The sequence below is a fragment of the Allobosea sp. 01N443 genome (assembly GCF_056399325.1).
This window is the reverse complement of sequence record NZ_JBFTRC010000001.1, coordinates 186,215-209,418: the sequence shown is the minus strand read 5'-3', so window position 1 is coordinate 209,418 and position 23,204 is coordinate 186,215. Positions and strand designations below refer to the sequence as shown.

General features: G+C 63.6%; 17 protein-coding genes and 1 tRNA gene. 7 read left to right on the top strand and 11 right to left on the bottom strand.

Annotated elements, in window-relative coordinates:
* Positions 1-364 precede the first annotated feature (364 nt).
* A tRNA-Arg gene (locus tag AC1DRP_RS00990) sits at positions 365-441 on the top strand.
* A gap of 863 nt (positions 442-1,304) precedes the next feature.
* Here AC1DRP_RS00990 and AC1DRP_RS00985 read toward each other — a convergent pair.
* On the bottom strand, positions 1,305-1,457 hold the full coding sequence (locus AC1DRP_RS00985) for a hypothetical protein (protein ID WP_441504889.1): 153 nt from the start codon (positions 1,455-1,457) through the stop codon (positions 1,305-1,307).
* Positions 1,458-2,011: 554 nt separating this feature from the next.
* Here AC1DRP_RS00985 and AC1DRP_RS00980 point away from each other — a divergent pair.
* Positions 2,012-2,704 carry a MarC family protein gene (locus AC1DRP_RS00980; protein ID WP_441504890.1) on the top strand — a complete coding sequence of 231 codons (693 nt, stop codon included), beginning with the start codon at positions 2,012-2,014 and terminating at the stop codon, positions 2,702-2,704.
* 731 nt (positions 2,705-3,435) lie between these two features.
* Here the strand turns inward: AC1DRP_RS00980 and AC1DRP_RS00975 are convergent.
* The 10 genes from AC1DRP_RS00975 to AC1DRP_RS00930 form a co-directional block, all read right to left on the bottom strand.
* Positions 3,436-4,710, bottom strand: a complete 1,275-nt coding sequence (locus AC1DRP_RS00975) for a polysaccharide biosynthesis/export family protein (protein WP_441504891.1) — start codon at positions 4,708-4,710, stop codon at positions 3,436-3,438.
* Position 4,711: 1 nt separating this feature from the next.
* Positions 4,712-5,977 carry a hypothetical protein gene (locus AC1DRP_RS00970; protein WP_441504892.1) on the bottom strand — a complete coding sequence of 422 codons (1,266 nt, stop codon included), beginning with the start codon at positions 5,975-5,977 and terminating at the stop codon, positions 4,712-4,714.
* Positions 5,974-6,981: an SDR family NAD(P)-dependent oxidoreductase gene (locus AC1DRP_RS00965; protein ID WP_441490654.1), complete on the bottom strand. Its 1,008-nt coding sequence runs from the start codon at positions 6,979-6,981 to the stop codon at positions 5,974-5,976. The genes AC1DRP_RS00970 and AC1DRP_RS00965 overlap by 4 nt, the downstream gene beginning before the upstream one ends.
* Complete coding sequence (locus AC1DRP_RS00960; RefSeq protein WP_476767571.1) at positions 6,978-7,670, bottom strand: sugar transferase; 693 nt, start codon at positions 7,668-7,670, stop codon at positions 6,978-6,980. Before AC1DRP_RS00960 ends, AC1DRP_RS00965 begins: the two co-directional genes overlap by 4 nt.
* Before the next feature lie 44 nt (positions 7,671-7,714).
* Entirely contained in the window at positions 7,715-8,851 is a 1,137-nt protein-coding gene (locus AC1DRP_RS00955) for a DegT/DnrJ/EryC1/StrS family aminotransferase (protein ID WP_441504894.1), read from the bottom strand.
* A 66-nt stretch (positions 8,852-8,917) separates the two neighbouring features.
* A complete protein-coding gene (locus AC1DRP_RS00950) occupies positions 8,918-9,637 on the bottom strand; it encodes a nucleotidyltransferase family protein (RefSeq protein ID WP_441490651.1) in 720 nt (239 codons plus the stop codon).
* A gap of 706 nt (positions 9,638-10,343) precedes the next feature.
* Positions 10,344-11,033, bottom strand: coding sequence for a hypothetical protein (locus AC1DRP_RS00945; protein ID WP_476767570.1), 690 nt, complete (start codon positions 11,031-11,033; stop codon positions 10,344-10,346).
* A 179-nt stretch (positions 11,034-11,212) separates the two neighbouring features.
* Complete coding sequence (locus AC1DRP_RS00940) at positions 11,213-12,010, bottom strand: FkbM family methyltransferase (protein WP_476767569.1); 798 nt, start codon at positions 12,008-12,010, stop codon at positions 11,213-11,215.
* Between the two features lie 628 nt (positions 12,011-12,638).
* Complete coding sequence (locus AC1DRP_RS00935; RefSeq protein WP_441504897.1) at positions 12,639-13,067, bottom strand: VanZ family protein; 429 nt, start codon at positions 13,065-13,067, stop codon at positions 12,639-12,641.
* Entirely contained in the window at positions 13,064-13,588 is a 525-nt protein-coding gene (locus AC1DRP_RS00930; RefSeq protein WP_069882281.1) for a helix-turn-helix transcriptional regulator, read from the bottom strand. Before AC1DRP_RS00930 ends, AC1DRP_RS00935 begins: the two co-directional genes overlap by 4 nt.
* A 1,326-nt stretch (positions 13,589-14,914) precedes the next feature.
* Here AC1DRP_RS00930 and AC1DRP_RS00925 point away from each other — a divergent pair.
* From AC1DRP_RS00925 to AC1DRP_RS00905, 5 genes are read left to right on the top strand one after another with little or no spacing between them, the layout of a single operon-like run.
* Positions 14,915-16,138, top strand: a complete 1,224-nt coding sequence (locus AC1DRP_RS00925) for a glycosyltransferase family 4 protein (protein ID WP_441504899.1) — start codon at positions 14,915-14,917, stop codon at positions 16,136-16,138.
* Positions 16,135-17,388, top strand: coding sequence for an O-antigen ligase family protein (locus AC1DRP_RS00920; protein WP_441504900.1), 1,254 nt, complete (start codon positions 16,135-16,137; stop codon positions 17,386-17,388). The genes AC1DRP_RS00925 and AC1DRP_RS00920 overlap by 4 nt, the downstream gene beginning before the upstream one ends.
* Before the next feature lie 4 nt (positions 17,389-17,392).
* The gene (gene asnB, locus AC1DRP_RS00915; RefSeq protein ID WP_476767568.1) at positions 17,393-19,387 is read left to right on the top strand and encodes an asparagine synthase (glutamine-hydrolyzing); all 1,995 of its coding nucleotides are present in this window, start codon (positions 17,393-17,395) and stop codon (positions 19,385-19,387) included.
* A 2-nt stretch (positions 19,388-19,389) separates the two neighbouring features.
* Positions 19,390-21,645 carry a GumC family protein gene (locus AC1DRP_RS00910; protein ID WP_441504902.1) on the top strand — a complete coding sequence of 752 codons (2,256 nt, stop codon included), beginning with the start codon at positions 19,390-19,392 and terminating at the stop codon, positions 21,643-21,645.
* 33 nt (positions 21,646-21,678) lie between these two features.
* Entirely contained in the window at positions 21,679-23,139 is a 1,461-nt protein-coding gene (locus AC1DRP_RS00905; protein WP_441504903.1) for a lipopolysaccharide biosynthesis protein, read from the top strand.
* The last annotated feature ends 65 nt before the right edge of the window (positions 23,140-23,204 follow it).

The window sequence follows — 23,204 nt, the reverse complement described above, 5'->3', positions numbered from 1 at the left end:
CCAGAGCCCTCAGGCTCTCTTGACTATGCTGTATCGCTCGACGAACCGCCTCTGTCGTCGTGGCGCTCCCATGGTGAACCTGGCCCATAGCGCCTCCTTCCACTCACGCGAAAAGACTGCACCATCAAAGCCCGGGATCAAACACCTAGCCCATGGCCTTCTCCGCCGAAGGTGCGCCGCGCCTCTGCGCATGTCTGGCAACAGGCGATGAGCGGCGGCTTCGCGAGGGCGGCTTAAAATCCAGCCCCAACCGCGGCCACCCGACACGATACGAACTGGAGAGCTCTGCCAACCGGCCTTCGCCGCCTCGATCAAACGCCTGTTGCCGAGCGTCCGGCAATCAGCTATCCACCATCCACGGATTGCGCCCGTAGCTCAGCTGGATAGAGCGTTGCCCTCCGAAGGCAAAGGTCACACGTTCGAATCGTGTCGGGCGCGCCATTTTAAGATAGCCTTTGTTTTCAAGGGCTTATGCTTTGGAATCCCCTCCTCAGAGACCATCAGAATCCCTGTCTGTCGCAGCATTTGTCACAGCTGTCACAGGGTGCTTATGGCTACGATCCGCAAGAGAGGTTCCAGTTGGCAAGCTCAGGTTAGGCGCGAGGGCAGCCCTCCCGTCTCCAAGAGTTTCACCACGAAGGCTGCTGCGTCCGCATGGGCGAGAGGCCTTGAGGCTCAGATAGACACAGCCCACCTATCACCTTCGATCCGTGATCTCCGCACGATAATCGTTGCGCACCTCCTTGAGCGATATGACGAGGAGGTCAGCCCTTCCAAGCGTGGTGCTCGCTACGAGAGGGCGCGTATCAAGTTCATGCTCACGCACAAGGTCGCTGAGGAGCGCCTAGGAGGAGTCTCAGGGGTTTCCGTGGCCCGCACAGGGCAAGCCTGCCACCGTGCGCCGCGAGCTTGTCATTCTGCGGCATGTGTTCGAGTTCGCCATCAAGGAGTGGAGCATTCCGCTCCCTAGCAATCCCGTGCGAGCCATCAAGATACCCAAGGACTCTGAGGCCAGAGACAGAAGGCTTCATGAGGGCGAACTGGCCAAGCTGTTCGGCGCGATAGGCCCAAGGACCGCATGGTATCTAAAGCCCTTCATCGTCCTCGCCATCGAGACAGGCATGACGCGCGGAGGGCTTGTGTCTCTCCAGGGGGCTCATGTGGACCTCATGAAGCACACATTGGTGTAGCCATGATGCTCTTCATCACAGCGTCGGACTGGTCCGGCTTCATGAGAACGGTGACGATATAGTGAAAGATGAAGGAGGGAGCGAACGACGCGCCGCAGATCAAAATAGACTTGCCTATCTTCTGAAGGAGGCCGTCAGGACGGCTGCAATGAACGAATAGACCGGATGCTCAAGTCTCAGCAGATACGCGAGCGCAAAGGCGAGCGTGCCTGCGAGGACGACTCGCAGGGCGAGCAGAATTCCGGCGAGCTCCGTTTGATGTTTCACGTCGCCTGAAACGCCTCATCTGGTCGGCAGACTAGCCGGTAGCACGTCGACACGCCACGAGACCGCGGCCGATCGAGCCGATTGCACCCCCGGAACCGTCACCACAATCGAGGCGCGACCGTACCTGCCGTTTGACGGCTCGTTCCAAGCCAGGGTTTGACTGACCTGCAGGCTTTGACGTCCAGATACAGCAAGGCGTACGGTGATGATCGATGGCCGAGACATGATCGCGGCGCCATACCGTGTCCACATCCGCCGCGCCAACCAGGCTTTACCAGTCGAGTAGCCGGGAGGCCGTCACAGTCCGGCTTGATGCGGTGCCCGTCCCATGGCTCCACTGGACGCGCAGCACAGCGGAGAACCTGAATAGGGTGCCATGACAATTTGAGGGCTCAGCAATGAAGGATGCGATCGGAGACGACGGTGAACGGCATCCCGTTCAGCCGGGTGGACAGGGCGACGATGCGTGCTTTGCTCTTTCCGGAGAGCTGCTTCCCGCGGAGAAGCGCCCAAACCTGTGCATCGTCAGCCCCCACCATATCGAGCCGGCTTGAATGTCCGCGGCCATCAATACGTTCCTGGTTGTGCTCGCAGCCATCTTTCCCGTGGTCAATCCGCCGGGGTCAGCACTTGTTTTCCTGGGATTGACACGCGGCGCAGTGCCCGACACCCGGCGCATCCTCGCGCGGCGTATCGCGGTGAATTCGCTCTTCGTCCTGATGGGAGCGTTCCTTTTGGGCGCGCTCATCCTGCAGTTTTACGGAATTTCGATCCCCATCCTGCGCGTGGCGGGCGGGCTGATCGTAGCGGTATCCGGATGGAAGTTGCTCAACGAAGGCAGCCAGAAGGATTTCGACGCGCATGCGGACGATGTGTCGCGCGCCAACCTCCTGACGCAGGCCTTCTATCCGCTGACCCTGCCACTGACCACCGGTCCTGGCACGATCGCTGTCACGATCAGTATCGGCCTTTCACGCGCAACGTTCACGGCGTCCTCTGGCGCGGTCGTTTTCGTTCTCGCCAGCCTCCTTGCCATCGCCGTAATCGCCCTCAGCATCTGGCTCTGCTTTACCTATGCCGTTCGCGTGCAAAAGCTTCTCGGGCAAGGCGGCACCGAAATTGCGGTTCGCCTTTCGGCGTTCATTCTGTTCTGCCTGGGCGTACAGATCCTGTGGTCAGGAGCGAGCGAATTGCTGAGCTCTCTCCTGCATGGACCGGTCGGCGCAGCCTCAGCCATGGCGACCTGATTCCAGGAGATGCCTGAGGCGAACGAACGGCATCTCCTCGCGCGCCGGTAGCAAACCGTACCGGCGATGAATGGCACTTCCCTGTCACGAGCCTGAGGACCATCACTGGAAGCAGGGGGCCGGAGCGCAGTGTTCTCCCACGCGACCTCGGCGTTCAAGCTCCACGACCGCCGTTCTGACGTGAGATCGCCAACTTGCCGGCCCCGTGTTTTTCTCGGATACTATTATCGCATGAAATGAGTTGAAAGATCGCGCGATGAGAGCTGCTCTGGTTGTTTCCAGCCTTATTCTATTGACCAGTATTGCAGGCTGCACGCCGCGCGAGGAATTTGCCTCACCCGCCGTTGTATCCACCGCAGCGCCCCGTGCCTCGGCCGAGCGCAGCTATCTCGACGTGGGCCCCGCTCCCGGCCGAGGCGGCCCGGCCTATCTCCAGGCGAACACGGCAAGCGGACCACGGCAAACGGACTTCTTTGGCAACGACGTGCTGCCCCGCGCACCATAGGTGCCTTGGTAATTTCAAACCCGGCCCGAGCCTTTGGCAAGGGCAGGTGCCTGGCCCGGCGACATCGATTGCCCGGCCTGATCGCCAGCGTGTGCCGGCGGCCCAAAGTAGCCCCCAATGCCGGATGCGCGCGTCGAGACGCCGATGGGGAGGGCACAGCGGACGGTTGGCTCGGCGTTCCCTGACGAATGCGCGGACGGCATCGGGGCCTCGATCCTGCTGGCCGCTACTGGACGGCTGCAGCAGTGGCCCCCTCTCCGCGGAACACGGCCTCGATGACATCGCCCGGCTCGACCTCGGTGTCCTCGGTGGAGGGCAAGCGCTGCCATTGCTGGCCAGCCTTACGGACGATGACGACCTCCGAGCGAAGGTCGTTGCCTGCAGCTGGCATGGAGCTCACATTGCCGAGGGGGCGGAGCTTTTCGCTGATCGCCTGAATTCTCACGCTGAGATCCGCCAGGCGTAGATTGGAGTCCCTCAGCTCGCGCAACAGAGTGATCCGCCGCTGATTGGCGACGCGCTCGAGTTGGCGACCATATTCTTCGACCTGAAGCCGCGTCCGCATCAACTGAGCGGTGGTTTCCAGGCGGCGCGATGACGATAGGAGCAGCGCGCGTCGGCTCTCGCTGATACGCTGGCTCACGAGGGCGCCGCTTCCAAACAGCTTATTGACCCGCTCAAGCTCCTGGGAATCGGCCTGCACTCCCTTTTCCTCTTCCTGCTCGCGCTGGATCAGCACCGTGACCTGTTCGCCTGCCTCCTTTACGGCGCGCTCCAGAAAACTCCGCTCGTCGCGGAAATCGGCCAGCGAGATCTTGAGCGATTCCGCCTCGCTCTGGGCAACGCCCGAGGCCACGATCGTGGGCAGGGGCGAACTCCTCGGCGGGCGCAGATCAAAGGTCTCCTGATCATCCAATTCAGCGCGGACGCGCAGCGCGTGGAAATACTCCTTCAGATACTCGGTCCAGAGCGAGTCGTGATCGCGCCTCATATCAACAGGATCCGGGCCGAGCTGCCCGGCACGAGAGCGAAGAAGGCTGTATCCGCCGGCAACGGTAATGGCTTGCCGGACCGTCATGGTCGGCCGATAGGCCTGCTGGCCGGGGGTGAGCACGTCGCCGGCGACATAGATCGGCCGGTATTCGGCGACCCAGGTGGTCACGTCGCCCGGCCTGACGACCTGGACCTGTTCGCGGCCATCTGGAGCGCGAAATCGGAAGACCTTGGTCGGCATCAGGGCCTCCATCCGGCTCTGGAACTCCGCCGGGGTGAGGCCTGCGACGACGACCGACCCGACAGCCGGCAATGCGATCGTGCCGTCGAGCTGGACCGTCGCGCGCTGACGCTGATCCGGCAGGCCGGCCAGGGCCATTTCGATGGTATCGCCCGGAGCGAGCCGGTACGGAGCGCCGGCATGGGCTCCGCCACCCAGGCAGGCTGCCAGCAGGACACCTGATGCGAGCCTGCCGAGGCTGGAACGCTTGACTGCAAACAGGGTCATTTCACTGGCCTCTCGCGTGCTGTCCGGCAGGGGCGACCTCGTCGGGCCAATCCAGGCGCGAGACGAAATCGAAGACGGGGCCGCCTGCCTGCCCCCAGTTGCTCGACCAGATGATCTGCGACCCATCGGGTGACGGCGAAGCGTGGGTCTCGCTCCAGTAGTCATGGGGCGCGTTTCTGGTCTGTGCGATCCGCCGGAACTCGCCGCTGCCGTCGATCTTGAGTGCCAGGATTTCCTGCGCGAAYGGCGCCCACCCCCCGTGGCGACCGACCTCGTCMGGCATTCCGGAATAGCTTAGGAAAACCCAACCGGGCCGTCGCATCGCCAGGGAAGCGTGCTGAGCCTCGCCATAGCGGGTCAAGGCGGTGACGACACCATCATCGAGACGCCGCTTGATGACCTGGAACTGATCGGGAGGCGCCTTGCTGATGCCGACATAGACCTCGCGGCCGTCCGCATCCACCGTCATGTCACCATGACCGGGCCGGTGGTTTTCGGTCCAGCTCTGCACCAGTGCCCCTTCGAGCGTGAAAATGAAGGTCTGGTTGGTCTCGTCCGGCAAGCTCTGGAGGCAATAGACATGCACGCCCAAGGGAGAGATGGAGCAGGCATTGCTCTGGCCTGGGAGCTTGGCGAGCGCGATGTCGGGAAACTTCGTCCGGGTCGTCAGGTCGTAGGCGAAGGCAACCAGTGCCCCACTCTCCGAAAGTGCCCGCACGACGATACGGCGACCGTCCCAGGACGGGTTTCCCTTGTAGGGGCCGAATTGAAGGTTGCGATGATGGTCTGCGGTGTAGACCACGCGCTCGAGATTGGTCCGCGGCGCCCAGAACGAAACAGTCTGCCCCCCAACGCAGATCATCAGCTCCGGATTGCGTGGGTGCCATTCGCATTCGCCGCTCCGGGTGCGCCGGAAGAGCGGCGCATAGCTGCGACCATCAAGAAAGCACAAGCCGTTGCAGCCATTGACGATGACGAGGAGGCTCTGATCCGCGTTCCAGGCCTGGGCGCTCGAATAACGATGGCTGCAGTGGCCGGGGCCGCACACGATGCCCGAGCCCAGTGGCCCCGGCCGGGTCACCCGCGTGAATGCCACGCCGAAGGCCGGGTCCGATGCAGGCTGCAGATATCCGGGCAGCGGCATGTCCACCGGCGCGACCAGCTGCGCGGCAGAGAGGTCGTCGGCTGCGGCCGCGGGCCAGAATGCCGGCACGAGCGCGGCGGCCAGGAACGCCCCAAGCCATGATCTCGGAAGAACCGACCTCATGTGATGAAGTCCTTCTGGCGGCGAACCTGCCCCGCCGCCACGCGGGTGAGCCACCACGCGATCGTCCGTTCCAGGCCCTCGCGCAGACTCGTGCGCGGTCGCCAGCCGGTTTCGCGCTCGAAGCGGGAGCAGTCGGCCAGCAGTGCCCGCACCTCGGAATTGACCGGCCGCATCCGCGTCTCGTCGCGCAGAACCGGCTTTTGGCACGCGCTCAGTTCGCGGATCAGTTCGATCAGGTCCGCAACGGTCACCGCCCGCTGACTGCCCGCGTTATAAGCGTGTCCGTAATCGACCGCGACCGCGCTGCCTGCGGCCATGAACGCCGCGACGGTGTCCTCGACGAAGGTCAGGTCCCTGATCGGCGTGGTGTCGCCCACCATGATGGCCGTGCAGGCCGGATCGAGCGCCTGGCGAATGATGGTGGGGATGATTGCCCGCTCGCTTTGACGCGGTCCAAACGTGTTGAACGGCCTGAGTGTCACGACCGGAAGCCCGAACGACCGCGCAAAGGCCTCGGCCATCATATCGGCGCCGATCTTGGACGCCGAATAGGGCGACTGGCCCTGGAGTGGATGGGTTTCGCTGATCGGCATCGTCAGCGCCGTGCCATAGACCTCGCTGGTCGAGGTGTGGACGATCCTCTCCGTGCCATGCTGGCGCGCCGCTTCGAGCACGTTCAGCGTCCCCAACACGTTGGTCTCCACATAGGACTGGGCAGCCAAGTAGGAATGGGGAATGGCGATCAGAGCGGCGAGGTGGAAAACGATCTCCTGGCCCTGCACGATTCGCCCGATGAACGCGGCGTCGCGAACGTCCCCCCGCACGAGATTCAGCTGATTGCGGGTGGCCTCTGGAACATCGTCGAGCCAGCCATGGCTGTCGAAGGAGTTGTAGAGGGCAAGGGCCGTGACCTTGGCGCCGTCGCGCACCAGCGCCTCGGTCAGATGGGACCCGATGAAACCATCGGCTCCGGTCACCAGCACGCGCATGCCGCTGTAGCTCATTGAGCTGCTCCCTCGGACTTGGTTGCTTCACGGGTTTCGGCAACACCTGGCCGGCCTGTCCGCTGAGCGGGCACGGCCTGCGACGGGACCCAGCCGAAGACGGCCAGAACGCCCCTCATGAGCCACCCAATGTCGCCGACGACGCTGTGATGGGGGAAATAGGCGAGATCGAGCCGCGCCTTGGTCGGAAACAGCACATCCCGATAGAAGCGCGTCGGGTCCATGTCCGGCGGGTAGAGACTGCCCTCGTTGCGGAACAGGATCTGACTAGGCCCCAACAGACCTGGCTTGTGCTCCAGAACCTGTTCGAAGCCATTCTGGAAGCAATCGGCAAAGGCCAGCGACTCGGGACGCGGCCCGATAATGGCCATGTCGCCCCTCAGGACGTWCCAAAGTTGCGGAAGCTCATCGAGTTTGGTCGCGGCCAGAACGCGGCCGACCGGTGTCATCCGCCCATCCTTGGCCATGGTCAGGGGACATCCCTCGGTGCCGCAGGTGGCTGCGAACTTACGGAACTTGTACATGCGAAAGGGCTGCCCGCCCTTTCCCAGGCGGGCCTGGGAAAACAGGATCGGCCGACCGCCCTCCAGCCAGATGGCGCAGGCAATGACCAGCATGGGCAAGGCCAGGACCAGGGCGGCTGCAGATGCGACGATGATGTCGAAGGCGCGACTCGCAACCGCGTTCATATCGACGCCCGCCGCAGAATGCCCGACACGGATCTGACGGGGCATCATGCGACGGCCTTGACGACGGTTTCGGCCTGCACGGCACGCGCCAATGTGTCCACGACCAGTTCGACCGTTTCGGCTTCCATCCGCGGGTGGAGCGGCAAGGTCAGCTCGCGCAGCGCGAAGTCTTCGGTCCGCGGCAGTTGCACACCGGGGCAGAGCTCACGGTAAAGCGTCATGAGATGAACCGGAGGGTAGTGTATCGTCGTCTGAATGCCGTTCTCCCGCAGGTGATCGATGACCTCCTGCCGCACCACACCGGCCGGCAAGACAACCGGCATGATGTGGAACGTGGATAGCCGCGGCTGCTGGAAAGGTACCGTAACGGACGGGCAGCGTTCGGCGATGAGCTGCCGGTAATCGGCCACCAGGCGGCTCCTGACCTCGTTCCAGCCCGGCAGCTTCCGCAGCTGGACAAGACCGATGGCGGCCCGCATCTCGTCCATGCGGTAGTTGAAGCCAAGCATGGTGACATCATAGGTCGGCGTGCGCGCGTTCAGGCGCTGGCGCGTTCCGCTGGTCATGCCGTGCCCCCGCGCCTGCCGGATCGTCTCGAGCAGGGCGGAATCGCGGGCGATGATCGCGCCGCCCTCGGCGGTGGTCATGTTCTTGTTGCCGTAGAAGCTGAACGCGGCAGCTTCGCCGAAGGTCCCGACCTGCCTCAACCCGGGCGCATGTGCAGCATCCTCGATCACCAGCAGCCCTTTCCGGCGAGCGAAGTCCCGCCAGGCCTCGCGATCGGCGAGATAGCCGGCGAAATGAACGAGAATGACGGCCTTGGTCCGCGCGGTGCAGCGGGCCTCGGCGTCGGCCAGCGACATCAGCGGAACATCCGCCGACTCGATATCGACGAAGATGGGCGTCGCGCCGACATAGACCACGCAATTGGCGGTGGCGACGAAGGTCAGGGCGGGAACCAGGACCTCGTCGCCTGGCCCCAGTCCCAGGGCATGCAGAATGAGGTGGAGGGCCGCCGTACAGGAATTGACCGCGACGGAATCCTCGACGCCATGGACTTCGGCGAAGGCCTGCTCGAAAGCTCTGACCCGGTCCCCCATGGTCAGCCAGCCACTGTCGATGACCTCTGCAAGGGCAGTCTTCTCTTCGGGGCCCAGGATGGGCTCGGCAACCAGCAACATGGAAGGCTCCATCACGCGTGGCGGACAAGTCGCCGGCGCCGAGCGGCGCCGGCCAGACCGGCGTCGTCAGGCCGCGACAGGGTGCTCGATCACAACCGACTGCTCGTCCCAGGCGACGTCCTGCGCCTTGTGGAAGTCGTCGACGCGACCGATGTCGAGCCACACACCCTCGTGCTTGAAGACGTGCACGGGCGTGCCAGTTTCCAGCATCTGGAACATCAGGTCGTCGAACCCGAAGGGCACTCCCGACGGAATGAACTCGAACACTGAGGGATCCATGCAGTACAGGCCCATGCTCACCAGATGCGGCAGCGCCGGCTTTTCCCGGAAGGTCTTGACCTCGCCATCAACCTCGTCGATCACGCCGAAATCCATCTTGATCGTGCGAGTGGTCGTCGCGATGGTCACCGGGCCCGGATGGTGCCGATGGAAGCTGGCAAACTGGCTGAGGCTGATATCGGTAAGCACGTCGCCGTTGAGCACGAGGAACGTGCTGTCGAGCTGGTCCCGCAGCAGCGAAAGTGGGCCGATCGTACCGAGCGGCTCGACTTCCTGGGTATAGGTGATCTTCATGTTCCACTGCGCGCCGTCTCCGCAGAAACTGCGAATGAGATGGCCGAGATATCCGGTCGTGACGAAAACCTCCTGGATTCCGTTCCGGCGGAGCCATTTGAGCAGCAGCTCCAGGACCGGCCTCGATCCGATCGGCATTAGCGGCTTCGGCAGGACCGAAGTATAGGGGCGCAGACGGGTGCCCTTGCCGCCGCATTGGATCACAGCCTTCATCCGAGCCTCCTATAAGTGGTCTGCGGCCACGTGCCGCTCCGGCTTGCTACGTGTGGCGCCGGGCATGACAGCGGTGGAGCGGTGTCGGAGTGCCTGACACGTCACGGCACAAGGCACCGGTTGGATCACCACGCACATAGTTCACCCGGTCATCTGGGAGAGGATGCTATGAGCGCCGTAACCCACTGTCTTCGTTCGTTTGCATGATGGAGGCGGGGCATGCCGCCATCGGCTCTTCTGCCTCCGGGCCCGGCGTCGCGTATTTCCCGCGATAGCCTTCACTCCCGGCCGGCGCGCCCCCCCGATCCCGCCTCTCCTGGAGAAGCCGGCTGGCCGGGTCCGGTGCAGGGTCCAGGCGGCCCCTTCGACGAGAGGATTCCCGATGCCGCGTGTCTCTGGTCCCTCTTCAGCGACCAGGCTGCGCGACACGGGCTGCGGGAGCCCGCTGACCGCGGCCTGCACAGCGGCTGCCCTCGCCCTGCACAATCCACCTGGCGCTGAGTGATATCCTGGCTCTCACGGGCGACAGCCCCTGCCGCAGGGCCGATGATCGCGGTCGCCTCCGCCGTTGGCGGCAACTCGAGTCACCCCAGCCAATGCCTGCCCCCCGCCCCGACGCCGGATCAAAAGAATCGGCCGGTGAAATGGATTCCGGCTCTCGGGAAAGCTGGGTCATCGGACCGGAAACGGGGTCCGGTCCGATGCTCTAATGGGAGAGCGCCGCATAGCCGCGTGCTGCGGGCTCTTCCGCAACGGCTCGCGATGGGCGCATCCTGGCGAGAATTGCGGCGCTGATCCGATCGATCGACAGATTGCGGCTCGGGGCATCAATGCTGCTGACTCGGATCATGGGGAGCCCGCGCGCACCGACCAGGCCGGAGATCAGGTCGACATGGTCCACGTGGTCCAGGCTGCCTTGCAGGTCGATCTCGAGGTAGCGCTGAAGCGGGCCGATCCTCTGTCGACGATCCCGAAGGCGCGCCTCCAGGAGGGGGCGTGGCGCTTCGAAGCGGATGAGCAGGTCCGGCTTCGGCACGCAGTCGAGCGCGCGTCCGACAGGGTCGCGCTCGACTATGCCGCTGAGCAGAACGAGCGAGGCCACCGCCTGGACCATGCCCTGATCGAAGATCGTGATCGCATCCGAGGATTGCGCCGCAGTCCATTCGCGATGGAGCAGTGCCAGGTGCCAATGCAGGCGAACGCCCCATAGCCGATCCTTCGGTGGCAGTATCCTGAAGAGATCCGCGACGCCGCCGGCCGAACCGGCGGAGTTGAGCAACCGGGCGCTGGCCAGGCATTTGAGGATAATGCGTCTCAGCGGGTGAGCCCTCACGCCGATCAGGGGGGTCACGACATAGCCGAGACCGCGCAGATGGGCGGTCAGGGCGGACGCCATCGTCGTCTTTCCCGCCCCGGACGGMCCGAACATCTCGAGGATCATTACAAGCCTCTTCCTCTTGCCTTGACGCTCAGAGCCGCGTCCTGACCTCGGAAAATTAGGCCGAACAGAGAGATGTTGATCTCCATGTCCAGAAAACCGCCATGGGAGTCTGGTCTATCCAAATCGAAGAGGCCTTATATCCACTCCCTAAACAATATCCCATCTCTCTCTATCGTCTTTCGGATATTGGATTCCGCCACTACTTTGATTTCTCTCTCGAGACGTTTCATGTAAATGGAATGGAACTCTATATATGCCGCGTATAATTCTCTATGAGCTCCTGTATTTATCATATCGAATAGTATTTCGTATTCCGCACCTTCGACATCGAGCTTGAGAACGACGACATCATACAGCATTTTCTTTGCCATGATGAGGTTCGACAGCGAGAATGTCTCTACGACGTCAGAATCTGCATCCCCCGCGGCATACAGGCTGCTATTGTGCTCGGGAACGATCGATCGCCCTTCATAGGTAGGTTGGCGTCGATCCGACGGAGGCCCAAACAACTTGGTGAAGCCCTCCCGGACGCTCGCCGCCTTACCGATGATCTCGATATTCGCACTCGAACTCGCCTGGAGCGCCTGAAGATATGGCAGACAACTCTTGTTGGGCTCTATCATGATGAAATCAAAATATTCTTCGGTATAGTACCGACTGAATACGCTATATCCCTGCCCAACGTTTGATCCGCAATCGATGAAAAGCCCTCGCCCGCAAGAGCTGCTCTTTATCTTGGCGATAGCGCGCTTGGCGTCCGCTGACACGGCGATCCGCACGCGCATTGATCGGACTGGCGCGCTCAGCGATAGAGCGGACAACTCCAGAAAGCGGAGTGCACCCTCGTCCTGCAAGACGTCGGCTGACTGCTGAAGCTTGGCCGAGAGTCTGGCACTGAGACGTCCGGCTGCTCCCATTGCGGCGTTAGTCATTCCTACCTCCATGACCGCAATACGCCTTGAGCGATGTGCGGCCTCACCTGCCACGCGCCCGGCCCATTCCTATCCAAGCATCCCAACCACCCTGATCGACGGAACGTCGCTCCATGCGTCTCGTCGAGCCCCGGCGCCAATCGACTTCTGCCTGTGGCCCGAGCACATCATGGCTGCACAGTCTCGCGAAGCAGCGGGTCAGGCCGTCAGAGGACACTATGGAGACGCCTTGTGAGCGTCATCGTCCATTCGAAGGATACTGCGGACGCCCCCCGCGAAGGACCGTCAGAAATGCCATCGGATCGCTGGCGAGATCACGCCTTCGCCAGCTATCCGCCTGGAACGCCATCGCCCCCGTCAGACCACTCCGGCGTCGGAGCAAGACAGGCAACAGGCTGGCGCGCGCGTGAAAGCCTGCGGTTGCGACAGACGTCCCTGTTTGCCGCATCAGACCGGCGCATCCGCAAGGGCGTAGCGGACGGTTTCTCACCTGTCCTTGCGATGTGAGGAGAAGCGATGCAGAGCTTCCGTTCGCCGAGCTGCCCGCATCGCCGCAATGTCTTGGCTCCGCCACAGCAACCGATGTCACCAGCCCAAGTCAAATCACCAATCCGCCTCGCCGAACGTGCTACTTCGAAACCCGATATCGCTTCGACCACGCTCGGCGCAGGACGAGACCAGCCGCCAGCCCGATCATGCTGCCGACAATACTGCACGCCGCATCGACGACTCGTGGCGTGCGGCCCGGAATCCAAAATTGGGCCAGTTCGAACCCGACGGCGCCAATGATCAGCAAGGCGGCAGACAAGGGGGCGCCCTTGCGCCCGTAGACCACCGCGAAAATTCCGCCCGTGATCGCATAGGCGAACACGTGCTCCAGCTCGGGTGGCGCCCGGGTTCTGAACTCGATGCTTCCGGGCAGGATCGAGGCAATGCCGACGAGGGAGAAGGCGCACCAGGCGACAGCCCGCCAGTGCTTCCAGCGGACAAGCCTGTCGATACCGGCGCTGCGTTGCTCCGGGTCGAGGCGGCGCGCCGAAGCAAGCCCGCTCCTCACGGCAGGACCGCGACACGGGCAAGCAGCGTGACCAGCTCCGCCTGGCGCCTGGTCTGCGTCTTGGCGAAGACCGAGGCCAGCTGGGAGCGAATGGTGGTTCGGCTGAGACGCCGACTGCGGGCGACATCCGCCGGCACATCGCCGCGCGCCATTTGAATCGCCAGGCGCGTCTCGGCCATGGTCAGGCCAAACATGCGCTGAAGCATGAAGGGATTGGGCTCCAGATGAGCATCAAGATCGAGAAGCATCACTACGCTGGTGCCGTCCGGCATGTCGTCCGCGACCTGATTGAGAACGAGAGGCGCATCGTCCTTGTCCGAAATGACGATCCAGGTCAGCGGGCCGAGTGACGGGCGGTTCGGCGCGCGCGCGATCAATCGCTTGAAGGCGCTCGTCAGTTGGTCGAGGCCTTGAACCGAGCCCGCCTCACGGCCAAGGATCAGCCGGGCCGTGGCGTTGGCTTCGACGATCTTCCGGCGGTCCTCGAGGACAAGATAGCCGCAGCCGATGCGGTCGAGCATGCTCAGAGCCACGGTGCCGCGATAATTGCTTGGGGGCGCTACGCCCGCCCCGCCCTCTTCCTGGTCGAGAACTGGGGACGCGCAAAGAGGCCCGACGAGGCCGGCATTCAAGGGCATCGCATGACGGACGGACGCACCCAGGGGCGCCGGCGCTTCGACAGATCCGCTGACCAAAGACATATCGGCACTCTCCTCGATGTTCCGCATTCCGGACCAGAGACCATCCGCTTAACCTCGCCCCGCAAACCATGTCGGTTGAGATGACGCAGCTACTCACAGCGCACGTAAACTTAATCGCTGCAAGATATCGCGCACAAGGAGCGGAAGTTACTACATATTATACTCAAATTACCTTTGATTATATCGTCAGTATGGAAAATTATCTTATATATTCATACGCTCCGGATACATTACTATAGAACAATATCGGAACCATGAGGGAACAATATCAGAAAACCCCCGAGCGAAAACGCATTCAAAGGAGCCAGTCTGCCTACACCCAAAGGTTAAGGTCCCGCCCCCCCGAAAGGCCATACCGGCCGGCCTGCATACACCGGCCGCTGTCCCCGGCAAGGAAGGGCTACCCAAATTGGACGAACGGGCCGCGGCGGGGCAGCAGGCGGGCTGATGCCAGCGTGACACGGAATGCTCACGGTCCCCCGTGGGTAGAAGTAATCGTCGCCATGCGCGCATGGAGATAGAGCCCCTGGAAGTGGCCGCCCTCGACAGACTCGAGCCCCGGGGGCTCGCCCTCCATTCGGACAGGCTCGCTCCGAGGCCGTTTCGAGATCAAACACGGCGGCTGCACGCACAAATTCGTGACGACCTGAAGATGCGTCGGGAGACTACATGTTCTCTCCGGTCCCTGCACAGTTGGCCGGCTGTCTGGTTTTCGCGCCACGGCCGCTACCGCGACGCCTCTTCCGGCGGCCCCGCCCCAATGCTGGCATCCTACGCCTGCCAGCACGTGAATCCGCTGTCAGCCGGGCCGAGCCGGCCTCTTCCACGCAAACCATAGCGTGAGGCAGAAGCTGTCGGCTTCAAGGCGAACACCCTGCCGCCTCTGAAGCGATGAGGCCGGCGATCGCCGGATTCTTCCCCCGACCATGCGGAAACGCACCGATGCCGGCGCCMTACGCCATTTACGTCCGGTTCCGATCCGTCATCCAAATGAATGAGGACAGTGCAGAGCCTGCTCCATACCGTGATTTCCTACCGGATACGGTCCTGTGGGGCAGGAACGCGCCGGAAAAGGTCATCAGGCCGAGCGCTTGCACTCAGGGGTCAGGCCCCCCGCAGTCCCAGCTCCTGGCAGGAGGAGTCAAAATGGTTCCGCATGTGCTTTGCGTGGGAGGGGAGGACCATTCGCTGCGCATCCCGTTCCTCGCAGCCTTGCAGGACCGCGGCTTTCGGATAACGGCAGCCTCGACCACAGACGGGGCCGCCTTCTTGCAAGCCGGCCTGGCTCATCGGCGTTATCAATTCGACCGGTTCGACAGTCGCGGCGCCGATCTCGCTGCCATCCGCCAGCTCGCGAAGATGATCGCGGATATCGGCCCAGACATTGTCCAAAGCTTCGATACGAAGCCCAATCTGCTGGCACCCCTCGCGGTCCGGGGCAAGGTCGCCGTGGTGCGAACCATCAATGGGATGGGTTGGGTATTCTCGTCCGAGACGGCCCGCGCGCTCGCCCTCCGGTCGGTCTACTGCGCCTTGCAATGGCTCGCCTCCCGCTGGACCGCGGCTACGGTTTTCCAGAACCGCGACGACAAGGCCTATTTCGAGAGTCACAGGCTGGTTCGGGGGGACCGCGCTCATCTGATCCGCGGATCGGGCATCGACATTGCCGCCTTCGATCGATCGCACGCCCGTGGCCCCGTCACTGCGGCGCTAAGGGAACAGCTCGGCCTCGGGACGGACGAGATCGTCATCACGGTCAGCAGGCTGACGCAACAGAAGGGAATTCCGACGCTACTGGAGGCTGCTTCGCTGGTCAGGAAGGTGCGCCCGGGTGTGCGCTTCCTGCTCGTCGGTCCACGAGAAAGTGAAGGGCCCTTCGCAGTCGCTCAGGACGAGATCGACCGGCAGGCGCCCCATGTGATGGCGCTGGGCGCGAGGAAAGACGTGCCGGCCCTGCTCGGCCTTGCAGATCTGTTCGTCCTGCCGACGGAATATCGGGAGGGGATCCCGCGCGTGCTGCTGGAGGCCGGCCTTGCGGGCTTGCCGATCGTCACGACCGACATGCCCGGCTGCAGCGATGTGGTCACGCATCACTGGAACGGCCTCCTCGTGCCACCGCGCGACCCGGGCGCTCTCGCCAGCAGCATCCTCGAGCTCCTCGAAGACCGGCGCAGAGCGCTTGAAATGGGTGGTCGATCCGTAGCGCTGGTTCGACGCGAATTCGGGCTCTCGACGATCGTCGGACATTACACGGAGCTTTATCGGCAGGTTCTGTCGGAACAGGGTGGTACGGACAAGGCTGCGGGCAGGTCGCGATCGCCGATTCTGGAGGGCGCCGGCGCGCTCCGCGGTGTCGGAGAAGGGGAATGATCCGAAATGCGCTCCTCGGAGCGGGGCTCGTGCTGTCTTCCGCATCGCAGCTCCGCCTGCCCGGCCTGCCGATCGGCCTAGGCGAGCTCTGCCTTGCGCTCTGGATCGCCCTGTCGGCGACCCGATTTCTGGCCGGGTACCCGATGGCGGCCAGTTCAGCCTTGACCCGACTGAGCGCATTCTGGGCCGTGTTCGCGCTCACCTTGAGCATAGGCGCGTGCATCGGACTTCTCTTCGATCCGCTGACCGACGTCGGCGCCATGGTGCATGACTCCACCGCCTATCTGCTCATGGCCTGTGTGACGATATTGTCCATGGCCGAACCAGACAGTGACAACCGCCTGCGGCAGACCGCCTGGTTCGTCATCGTCTTCGGCAATATCGGCCTCGCGCTGCAGATTGCCATCGGCTGGGGGCTGCTCCCTCAGGGTTCGCTCGATCCATGGTACTGGGACCGCTTTCGCGGCTGGTCCGAGAACCCCAACCAGGCTGCGCTCTATTGCGCCGTGTTTGGTCCGCTCGCGCTCCATCTGGCGATGAGCGCGGAGACGGGCTTCGGCCGCGTCTCCGGCTTTGCTTTGGCGGTCCTGCCCGTGGTCTTCGGGCGATTGACGAAGAGCGACGCCTTCTTGGGCGCCACGGTCATCTCGAGCACGTTCCTGATCGGGTTGCGGCTGCGAACCTGGCTGGCCATGCCAGGATACAGCATGCGTTACATCGCAGCCGTCCTCTTCATCCTGGCGGCCCCGCCCACCACGATCGCGCTGTTGCCCTACGGCATCGCCGCTGCCGATGAGGCGGAGGATTTCGCCAAAAGCCTGGCCAAGGACAAAGGCGGGGACGGGACCGTAGCCACAGCCAATCTGCGGTTTCTGCTTTGGCAGCAAGCACTGCTGAAAGGGTTGGGGTCGGCCTCCCTGGGCCTCGGTCCGGGGCCGCATTCCGAACGCCCCACGGGTCCTAACCCGCAGAACCTGCCCGGCCCGTTCGAGGCGCACAGCACGCCCCTGGACCTGTACACCCAAGGAGGCGTGCTTGGCCTCGCCACTCTGGCGTGGCTCGTCGGCAGTACCCTCTTGCTCACGCTGCACGCCCGGTTCGATGCCCTCTCGGCACTGATCTGCTCTGTGGCGGTGTTCAGCATCAGCCACTTCATTCTTCGCCACCCGATCTTCTGGTTCGCCCTCGCCCTGTGCTTGGCCGAGGGCTGCACGCGAAGGCCGACGGTGTCCGCTCACTACGGGAGATGACAGGATGTGCGGGATTGCGGGTATCATTCTGCCCCCCGACGCTGCGGACCCCGGGTTACTGGGTGCGATCAAGCCGATGACGGCTTCCATTCGCCATCGTGGGCCGGACAGCGACGGGTTTTGGAGTGACCGTGAGGCAGGCGTCGCACTGGGTCATCGACGCCTCGCAATCGTCGACCTGACCGAGGGCGGCCACCAGCCGATGCTTTCCCACAGCGGACGGCTGGTCATGACCTTCAACGGCGAGGTCTACAATTTCCATACCCTGCGCCGCGAACTCGAAGATCTCGGGCATAGCTTCCGTGGTGGCAGCGACACCGAGGTGATGCTCGGCGCGATCGAAAGCTGGGGTCTGGAGAGGGCGCTCCAGCGCTTCACCGGCATGTTCGCACTCGGCCTCTGGGACCGAAGGGCGCGTGTTCTCCATCTGGTCCGAGATCGGATGGGGAAGAAGCCACTCTACATCGCGCGCATCGGACGTGCCCTTGTGTTTGCCTCCGAGCTGAAGGCAATTCGCACCTTTCCGGGCTTTCAAGCCCGGATCGATCGAGAGGCTGTGGCCGCCATGCTGGCGCGCGGCACGATGCCGGATCGGTGCTGCATCTGGCACGATGTGTTCAAGCTGCCCCCTGGAGCCATGCTGTCGGTGAGCGCCGACGAGATCGCCGACGCTCCCGACACAGCAACTCTCAAGTCGAGGATCCACCAATGGTGGTCCCTGGCTGCCGTGGCCGAAGAGGGGCGGAAGAATCCGTTCGTTTCCGACGATGTCGCACTGGTCGCGGAGCTTGACGAACTGCTTCGTCTCGCCGTGCGCGAGCGGATGGTCGCCGACGTTCCGCTCGGCGCATTCCTCTCCGGAGGAATCGACAGCTCGACCGTCGTCGCGCTGATGCAGGCCCAGTCCGACAGGCCGGTGCGCACGTTCACGATTGCATTTCGCGAACGAGGCTATGACGAGTCGGTCGAGGCCGGGCGTATCGCCCGGCACCTCGGGACAGATCATACGGAGCTGCATCTGACGCCAGCGGAGGCTCGCGAGGTCATCCCCGAATTGCCACGCATCTGGGACGAGCCATTCGCCGACTGGTCGCAAATCCCGACCCTGCTCGTCTCCCGTCTCGCTCGCACTGATGTGACCGTGGCTCTGTCGGGCGATGGTGGCGATGAATGCTTTGCCGGCTACTCCAGGCATTTTCTTGCGGTGCGGCTGGCTTCCCTGCTTGGCCTGCCCCCCATTCTCCGCCGCACCGCTGCAGATTTCCTGGTTCACCTGGCGAATGGCGCCAGCGAGGAATTCGTCAATCGGCTGCCGGTGCCGGACCGGCTGAGGCGTTCGCTGCGCGGCGACCGCCTGAGGCGTCTTTCCGATCTCTTCGCCGCGAACGGAGACCAGGAAATCTACCGGCGGCTGACACGTGTCTCGGAGCTAACCCTGGCGCGCGACGCCGAAGCTGCCGAGCCCGATGCTCCCGTCCTCGACGATCTGGTGTCGCAACTGATCTTTCGGGACATGACTGGATATCTGACGAGCGACATTCTGGTGAAGCTCGACCGGGCAAGCATGGCGACGAGCCTGGAAGCCCGCTGTCCGCTTTTGGATCATCGCGTTGTCGAATTCGCCTGGCGCCTGCCGACAGCGGTCAAGGTCCGCCACGGCCAGGGCAAGTGGATCTTGCGACAGGTTCTTGCGCGCTACTTGCCCCGGCACCTGTTCGAACGCCCCAAGCAGGGCTTCGACGTGCCTGTCGGTGCCTGGCTGAAGGGGCCGCTACGGGCCTGGGCGGCCGACCTGCTGACCGAATCGCGGCTGCGGCGCCACGATCTTCTCGACGTGGCGGCGGTCCAGGCGTGCTGGGCGGAGCATCTGAGCGGCCGCCGCGACCATTCGCTTGCGCTTTGGGCTGTGCTGATGCTCCAGGCCTGGCTCGACGAGGGCGCAGGTCCGCCGGCCACCACACCGGTCGGTGAATTCGACCTCGCATTGCAGGGGAGCTGACGATGGAAGCGTTGACCGGCAAGGGCCAGCGGTTCATCGCGACGGCACGACCTTCGGATCTGCCGCCACTCGAACCGACGACGCGGATAACCAGACCGATCATTGGATCGGCGCCAGGGCCGCTGCCATTCCAGCGGATCGTCCACGCGCTGTCGAGGCGGCGGGGTTTGATCCTTGCAATGATGCTCCTCGGCGGCGGAGGGGTCGCGATCGTTGGCCTGATCATGTCGCCCACCTATACGGCAACGACGCAAATCGTGGTCGATCGAGCCTCGGAAGGGTCGAGTGGCACATCCCAGGCCTCCCAAGCCATCGACGATGCGGCGATCGACACGCACTTGGCCGTGCTTTCGTCCGATGCGCATCTGCGACGGGTCGCTTCCGCGCTCCTTCTTGCCCATGAGGAAGTGGTGGCGGCAGGGAAGCAACCGGACTCCTGGCTGCACCGTGTCCAGGATGGGCTCGGTGCCGCTTGGTCGTTTCTCACGCAGCCGTTTCGGCGTAGCGCTGACAGCCACTCCCCTGACAGTAACGAAAGCGCGCTGGCCCAGCAGTTGAAGCGCTCCGTAAAGATCGGCCAAGAGCGACGTTCGAGAGTCTTGTCAGTTGTTGCAACGGATTCCGATCCGGGACGTGCAGCCGAGATCGCGAACACCGTCGCGAATGTCTACATCGAGGATATTGCGCAACGAAAGCGCACCGACGCGGAGCAGCTTGTGGTCTGGCTCGCCAAGCGCGTTCCCGAAATGAGGCTGGAGGTGGCGCGTGCCGAAGAGGAGCTGCAGGCCTACCGCTTGCTCCATGGCGCAGCGGTCGATGGCACCCCTGATGTAACCGGCCAGCAGATCGCACAGCTGGCCCGGCAATTGGCCCTGGCCAAGTCCGATTTCGCCGCGACGCAACAACGGCTGAACCGGTTCAACGACTTGCGCCAGCGCGGCGCACCCACCTCCGCCCTTGCGGATGCACTGGGATCAGCGAGCCTGGCCGAGTTCGCCCACAACGAAGCAGCACCAGCGACAGTCGGTCAGGAGCCTCAGCCGGAGCCGCGCCGGAAAGCGGACCGTGCGACAGAGCAGGCGATCGATCAGGCGTTCAGCCAGGTAGAGACCGACGGTCGCATTCTCCAGGCTCAGGCCAGATCAATCGAGGAGCGGCTGCAGTCCCTGAAGGCGGCGGCGACCGAAACCGCGGCCAGCATGTCCGGTTTGCGGGCTCTCGAGCGTCAGGCGGCCGCAGTGGCCCAGCTCTATGATGCCCTTCTGAGCCGTCAGCAGCAGGCAAACGAACAGGTCCAGCTCATTCAGCCGGACGTCCGGGTCATGGCGTCGGCGTGGCCGCCGGAAAGGCCAAGTTCGATTCACCCGGCCTTCCTCATTCCGCCTGGCGTGATGGTCTTCGGCATCATGGGCGTGCTGCTTGCGCTCGGCATCGACAGACTTGATCACACTCTTCGCAGCACGGATGAAGCCGCCGAAGCTCTGGCCGTTCCTTGCCTCGGGCAGGTCCCGCGGGTCACGCTCCGGCACGCAAAGCGGATCGAGGATCTGCTGCGGCAGCAGCCTCAATCAGTCTATGCGCGGTCAATCCGCTCATTGCTGATCTCCGTGTTGCCAAGGGGCTCCGGCAGCTTCGCGTCGAAGATCATCCTTGTCAGCTCCGCCCTTCCGGGCGAAGGCAAGACCACGGTCGCGCGGAGCCTTGTCCTCTCGGCGGCGCGCCTTCGACTGCGCGTGCTCCTGATCGACCTCGGCGAGCCAAGCGGGCTCCCTGAACGGGACATCGTGACGATGGCGCGCGCGGCCGCCCCCGGCGTCGATCTCGTCGACGTCCTGAGCCGCGGCCGACCGATCGCCGATGCGGTGGAGCACCTTCCTGAGCTTGGGGTCGACTACATTCCGCCGCCTCGACTCGATGGCAACCTGCTTCATTTCCTCGCAAACCCGCAAGTTCCGCACTGGCTTGATCAGTTCCGCGAGACCTACGACTTCATCGTGATCGAYGGGCCCGCAGCGGTCGATCGGCTGGAAGCGAGTTTTCTGGCGGGCTGGGCCGACCAGATACTGCTCGTGGTGCGCTGGGCACAGACCGGCCGGGAAATGGCGCAGAGTGCGCTACGGCTGGTCGGCGGCGCTCCGGGGCCCGACGCCGATGGCGCTCCCCGAGTGGCGTCGGTGCTGACCTGGGTCGATACCGAGCACGATGCCGGCTTCCATTTCAAAGACATCCGCAGCTTCATGAGCTGGCGTCGGTCATGATCGATTACAGTCACAACGCTGGGTATTGATCTGATGTTGACAGGTTACGCCACCGCCACCCGGCTGGCCCGCAGCGATAATGCGCCGACAGCGACCGCTCTATCTGAGCCCGCGGCCGCGCCCTCAAGCGGCGAAACCGGTTCGAAGGGCAGCAGTGACCTCGCTCACCGGCTCTCATCCGGGAGCGTTTGGGCTCTGGTCGTCTATGTCGGCGGCGCAGGGCTTACGAGCGTTGCTCAGTTCGAGATCGCCCGGCTGGTCGGCCTTTCCAGCTATGGCACATATTCCTACGCCTTTGCCTGGGTCAGCCTCCTGGCCTACAGCGCGACCCTCGGCTTCAATGTTGCCCTGCTTCGGTTCGTGCCGGCCTATGGTGCGAAGGGGGAGTGGTCTCTGGCGCGTGGTGTGATTCAGTTTGCCGTGGGCTGGACCCTCGTGGCAGCCATCGTTCTCGCCGGAATCGGCACCGGAATCGTGGCCGTTTCCTCCGCTCGCCCGCACTCGGAGCTCAGCATCAGCCTGCTGATCGGAATGGCCACAGTCCCGCTGGTCACGATGTATCTGATCGGTGCGACGCTGCTACGCGCTTTCGGCGGAATCGTTTCGGCTCTTTTGCCGGAACGCATCGTCCGTGACGGCCTCTTGCTCGTGCTTGTCGTCCTGGCCGCCACCGCAGCTTCATGGCGGCTGGACGCAGCGCTCGTCATGGCTGCACTGTTGATCAGCTCGGCGGTCACGGTGGGCGTTGTCTGCGTGATCATGCGCCAGCTCTGGCCCCTTGCTCTGCGAGGCGTGAGCTCGGCCTACGCTCCGCGCTATTGGTTGACCGCCGTCTTTCCCATCATGATCATGACGGCCGTCGACACCCTGATGAACCGCACGGGGGTGATGCTGCTCGGCTGGACCGGCAACATCCGGGATGCTGGTACGTTTGCGGTCGGTTTCAATGTGGCGATGCTGCTCCTGTTGCCGCGCGTCGCCGTGAGCACCGTATTTGCCCCCACGATCGCGGACCTTCACGCGCGCGGGGACCGGCTGGGCCTGCAGGCGCTGTTCGCGCGCGCCAGCGTGTTGTCCTTCGTCGGGGCGGTCATGCTGGCTGTGCCGCTTCTGGTGGTGCTCGAGCCGGGGCTACGATGGTTTGGCAAGGATTTCGTCGCCGCAGTTCATGTTGCTCAGATCCTGATGATCGGTCAGGTCTTTGCCGCGGCGGCCGGCCCGCATCAGAACCTCCTGACCATGACCGGTCATGAGCGCGCCGCCGCGGTCATCATGGTTGCGAGCGCCGCCGCGAACGTCGCAGCCTGCGCCATAGGAATCGCGCTCTACGGCGCAATCGGCGCGGCAGTGGCCACCACGGCGACCATGGTGCTCTGGAATGTCGCGACCGGCATTTGTGTCTATAGGCGTCTCGATCTCATTCCAGGGCTCGCCGTTGCAATGCGCGCGAGGCGAAACAAGCCGGTACACCCGCTGAAGCTGACCCACGAATAGCAGGCGCACCGTGGTGGCGCGTGAGAGACAGCGCCAGAAACCTCCGAGCTGGCGCGCGCGATACA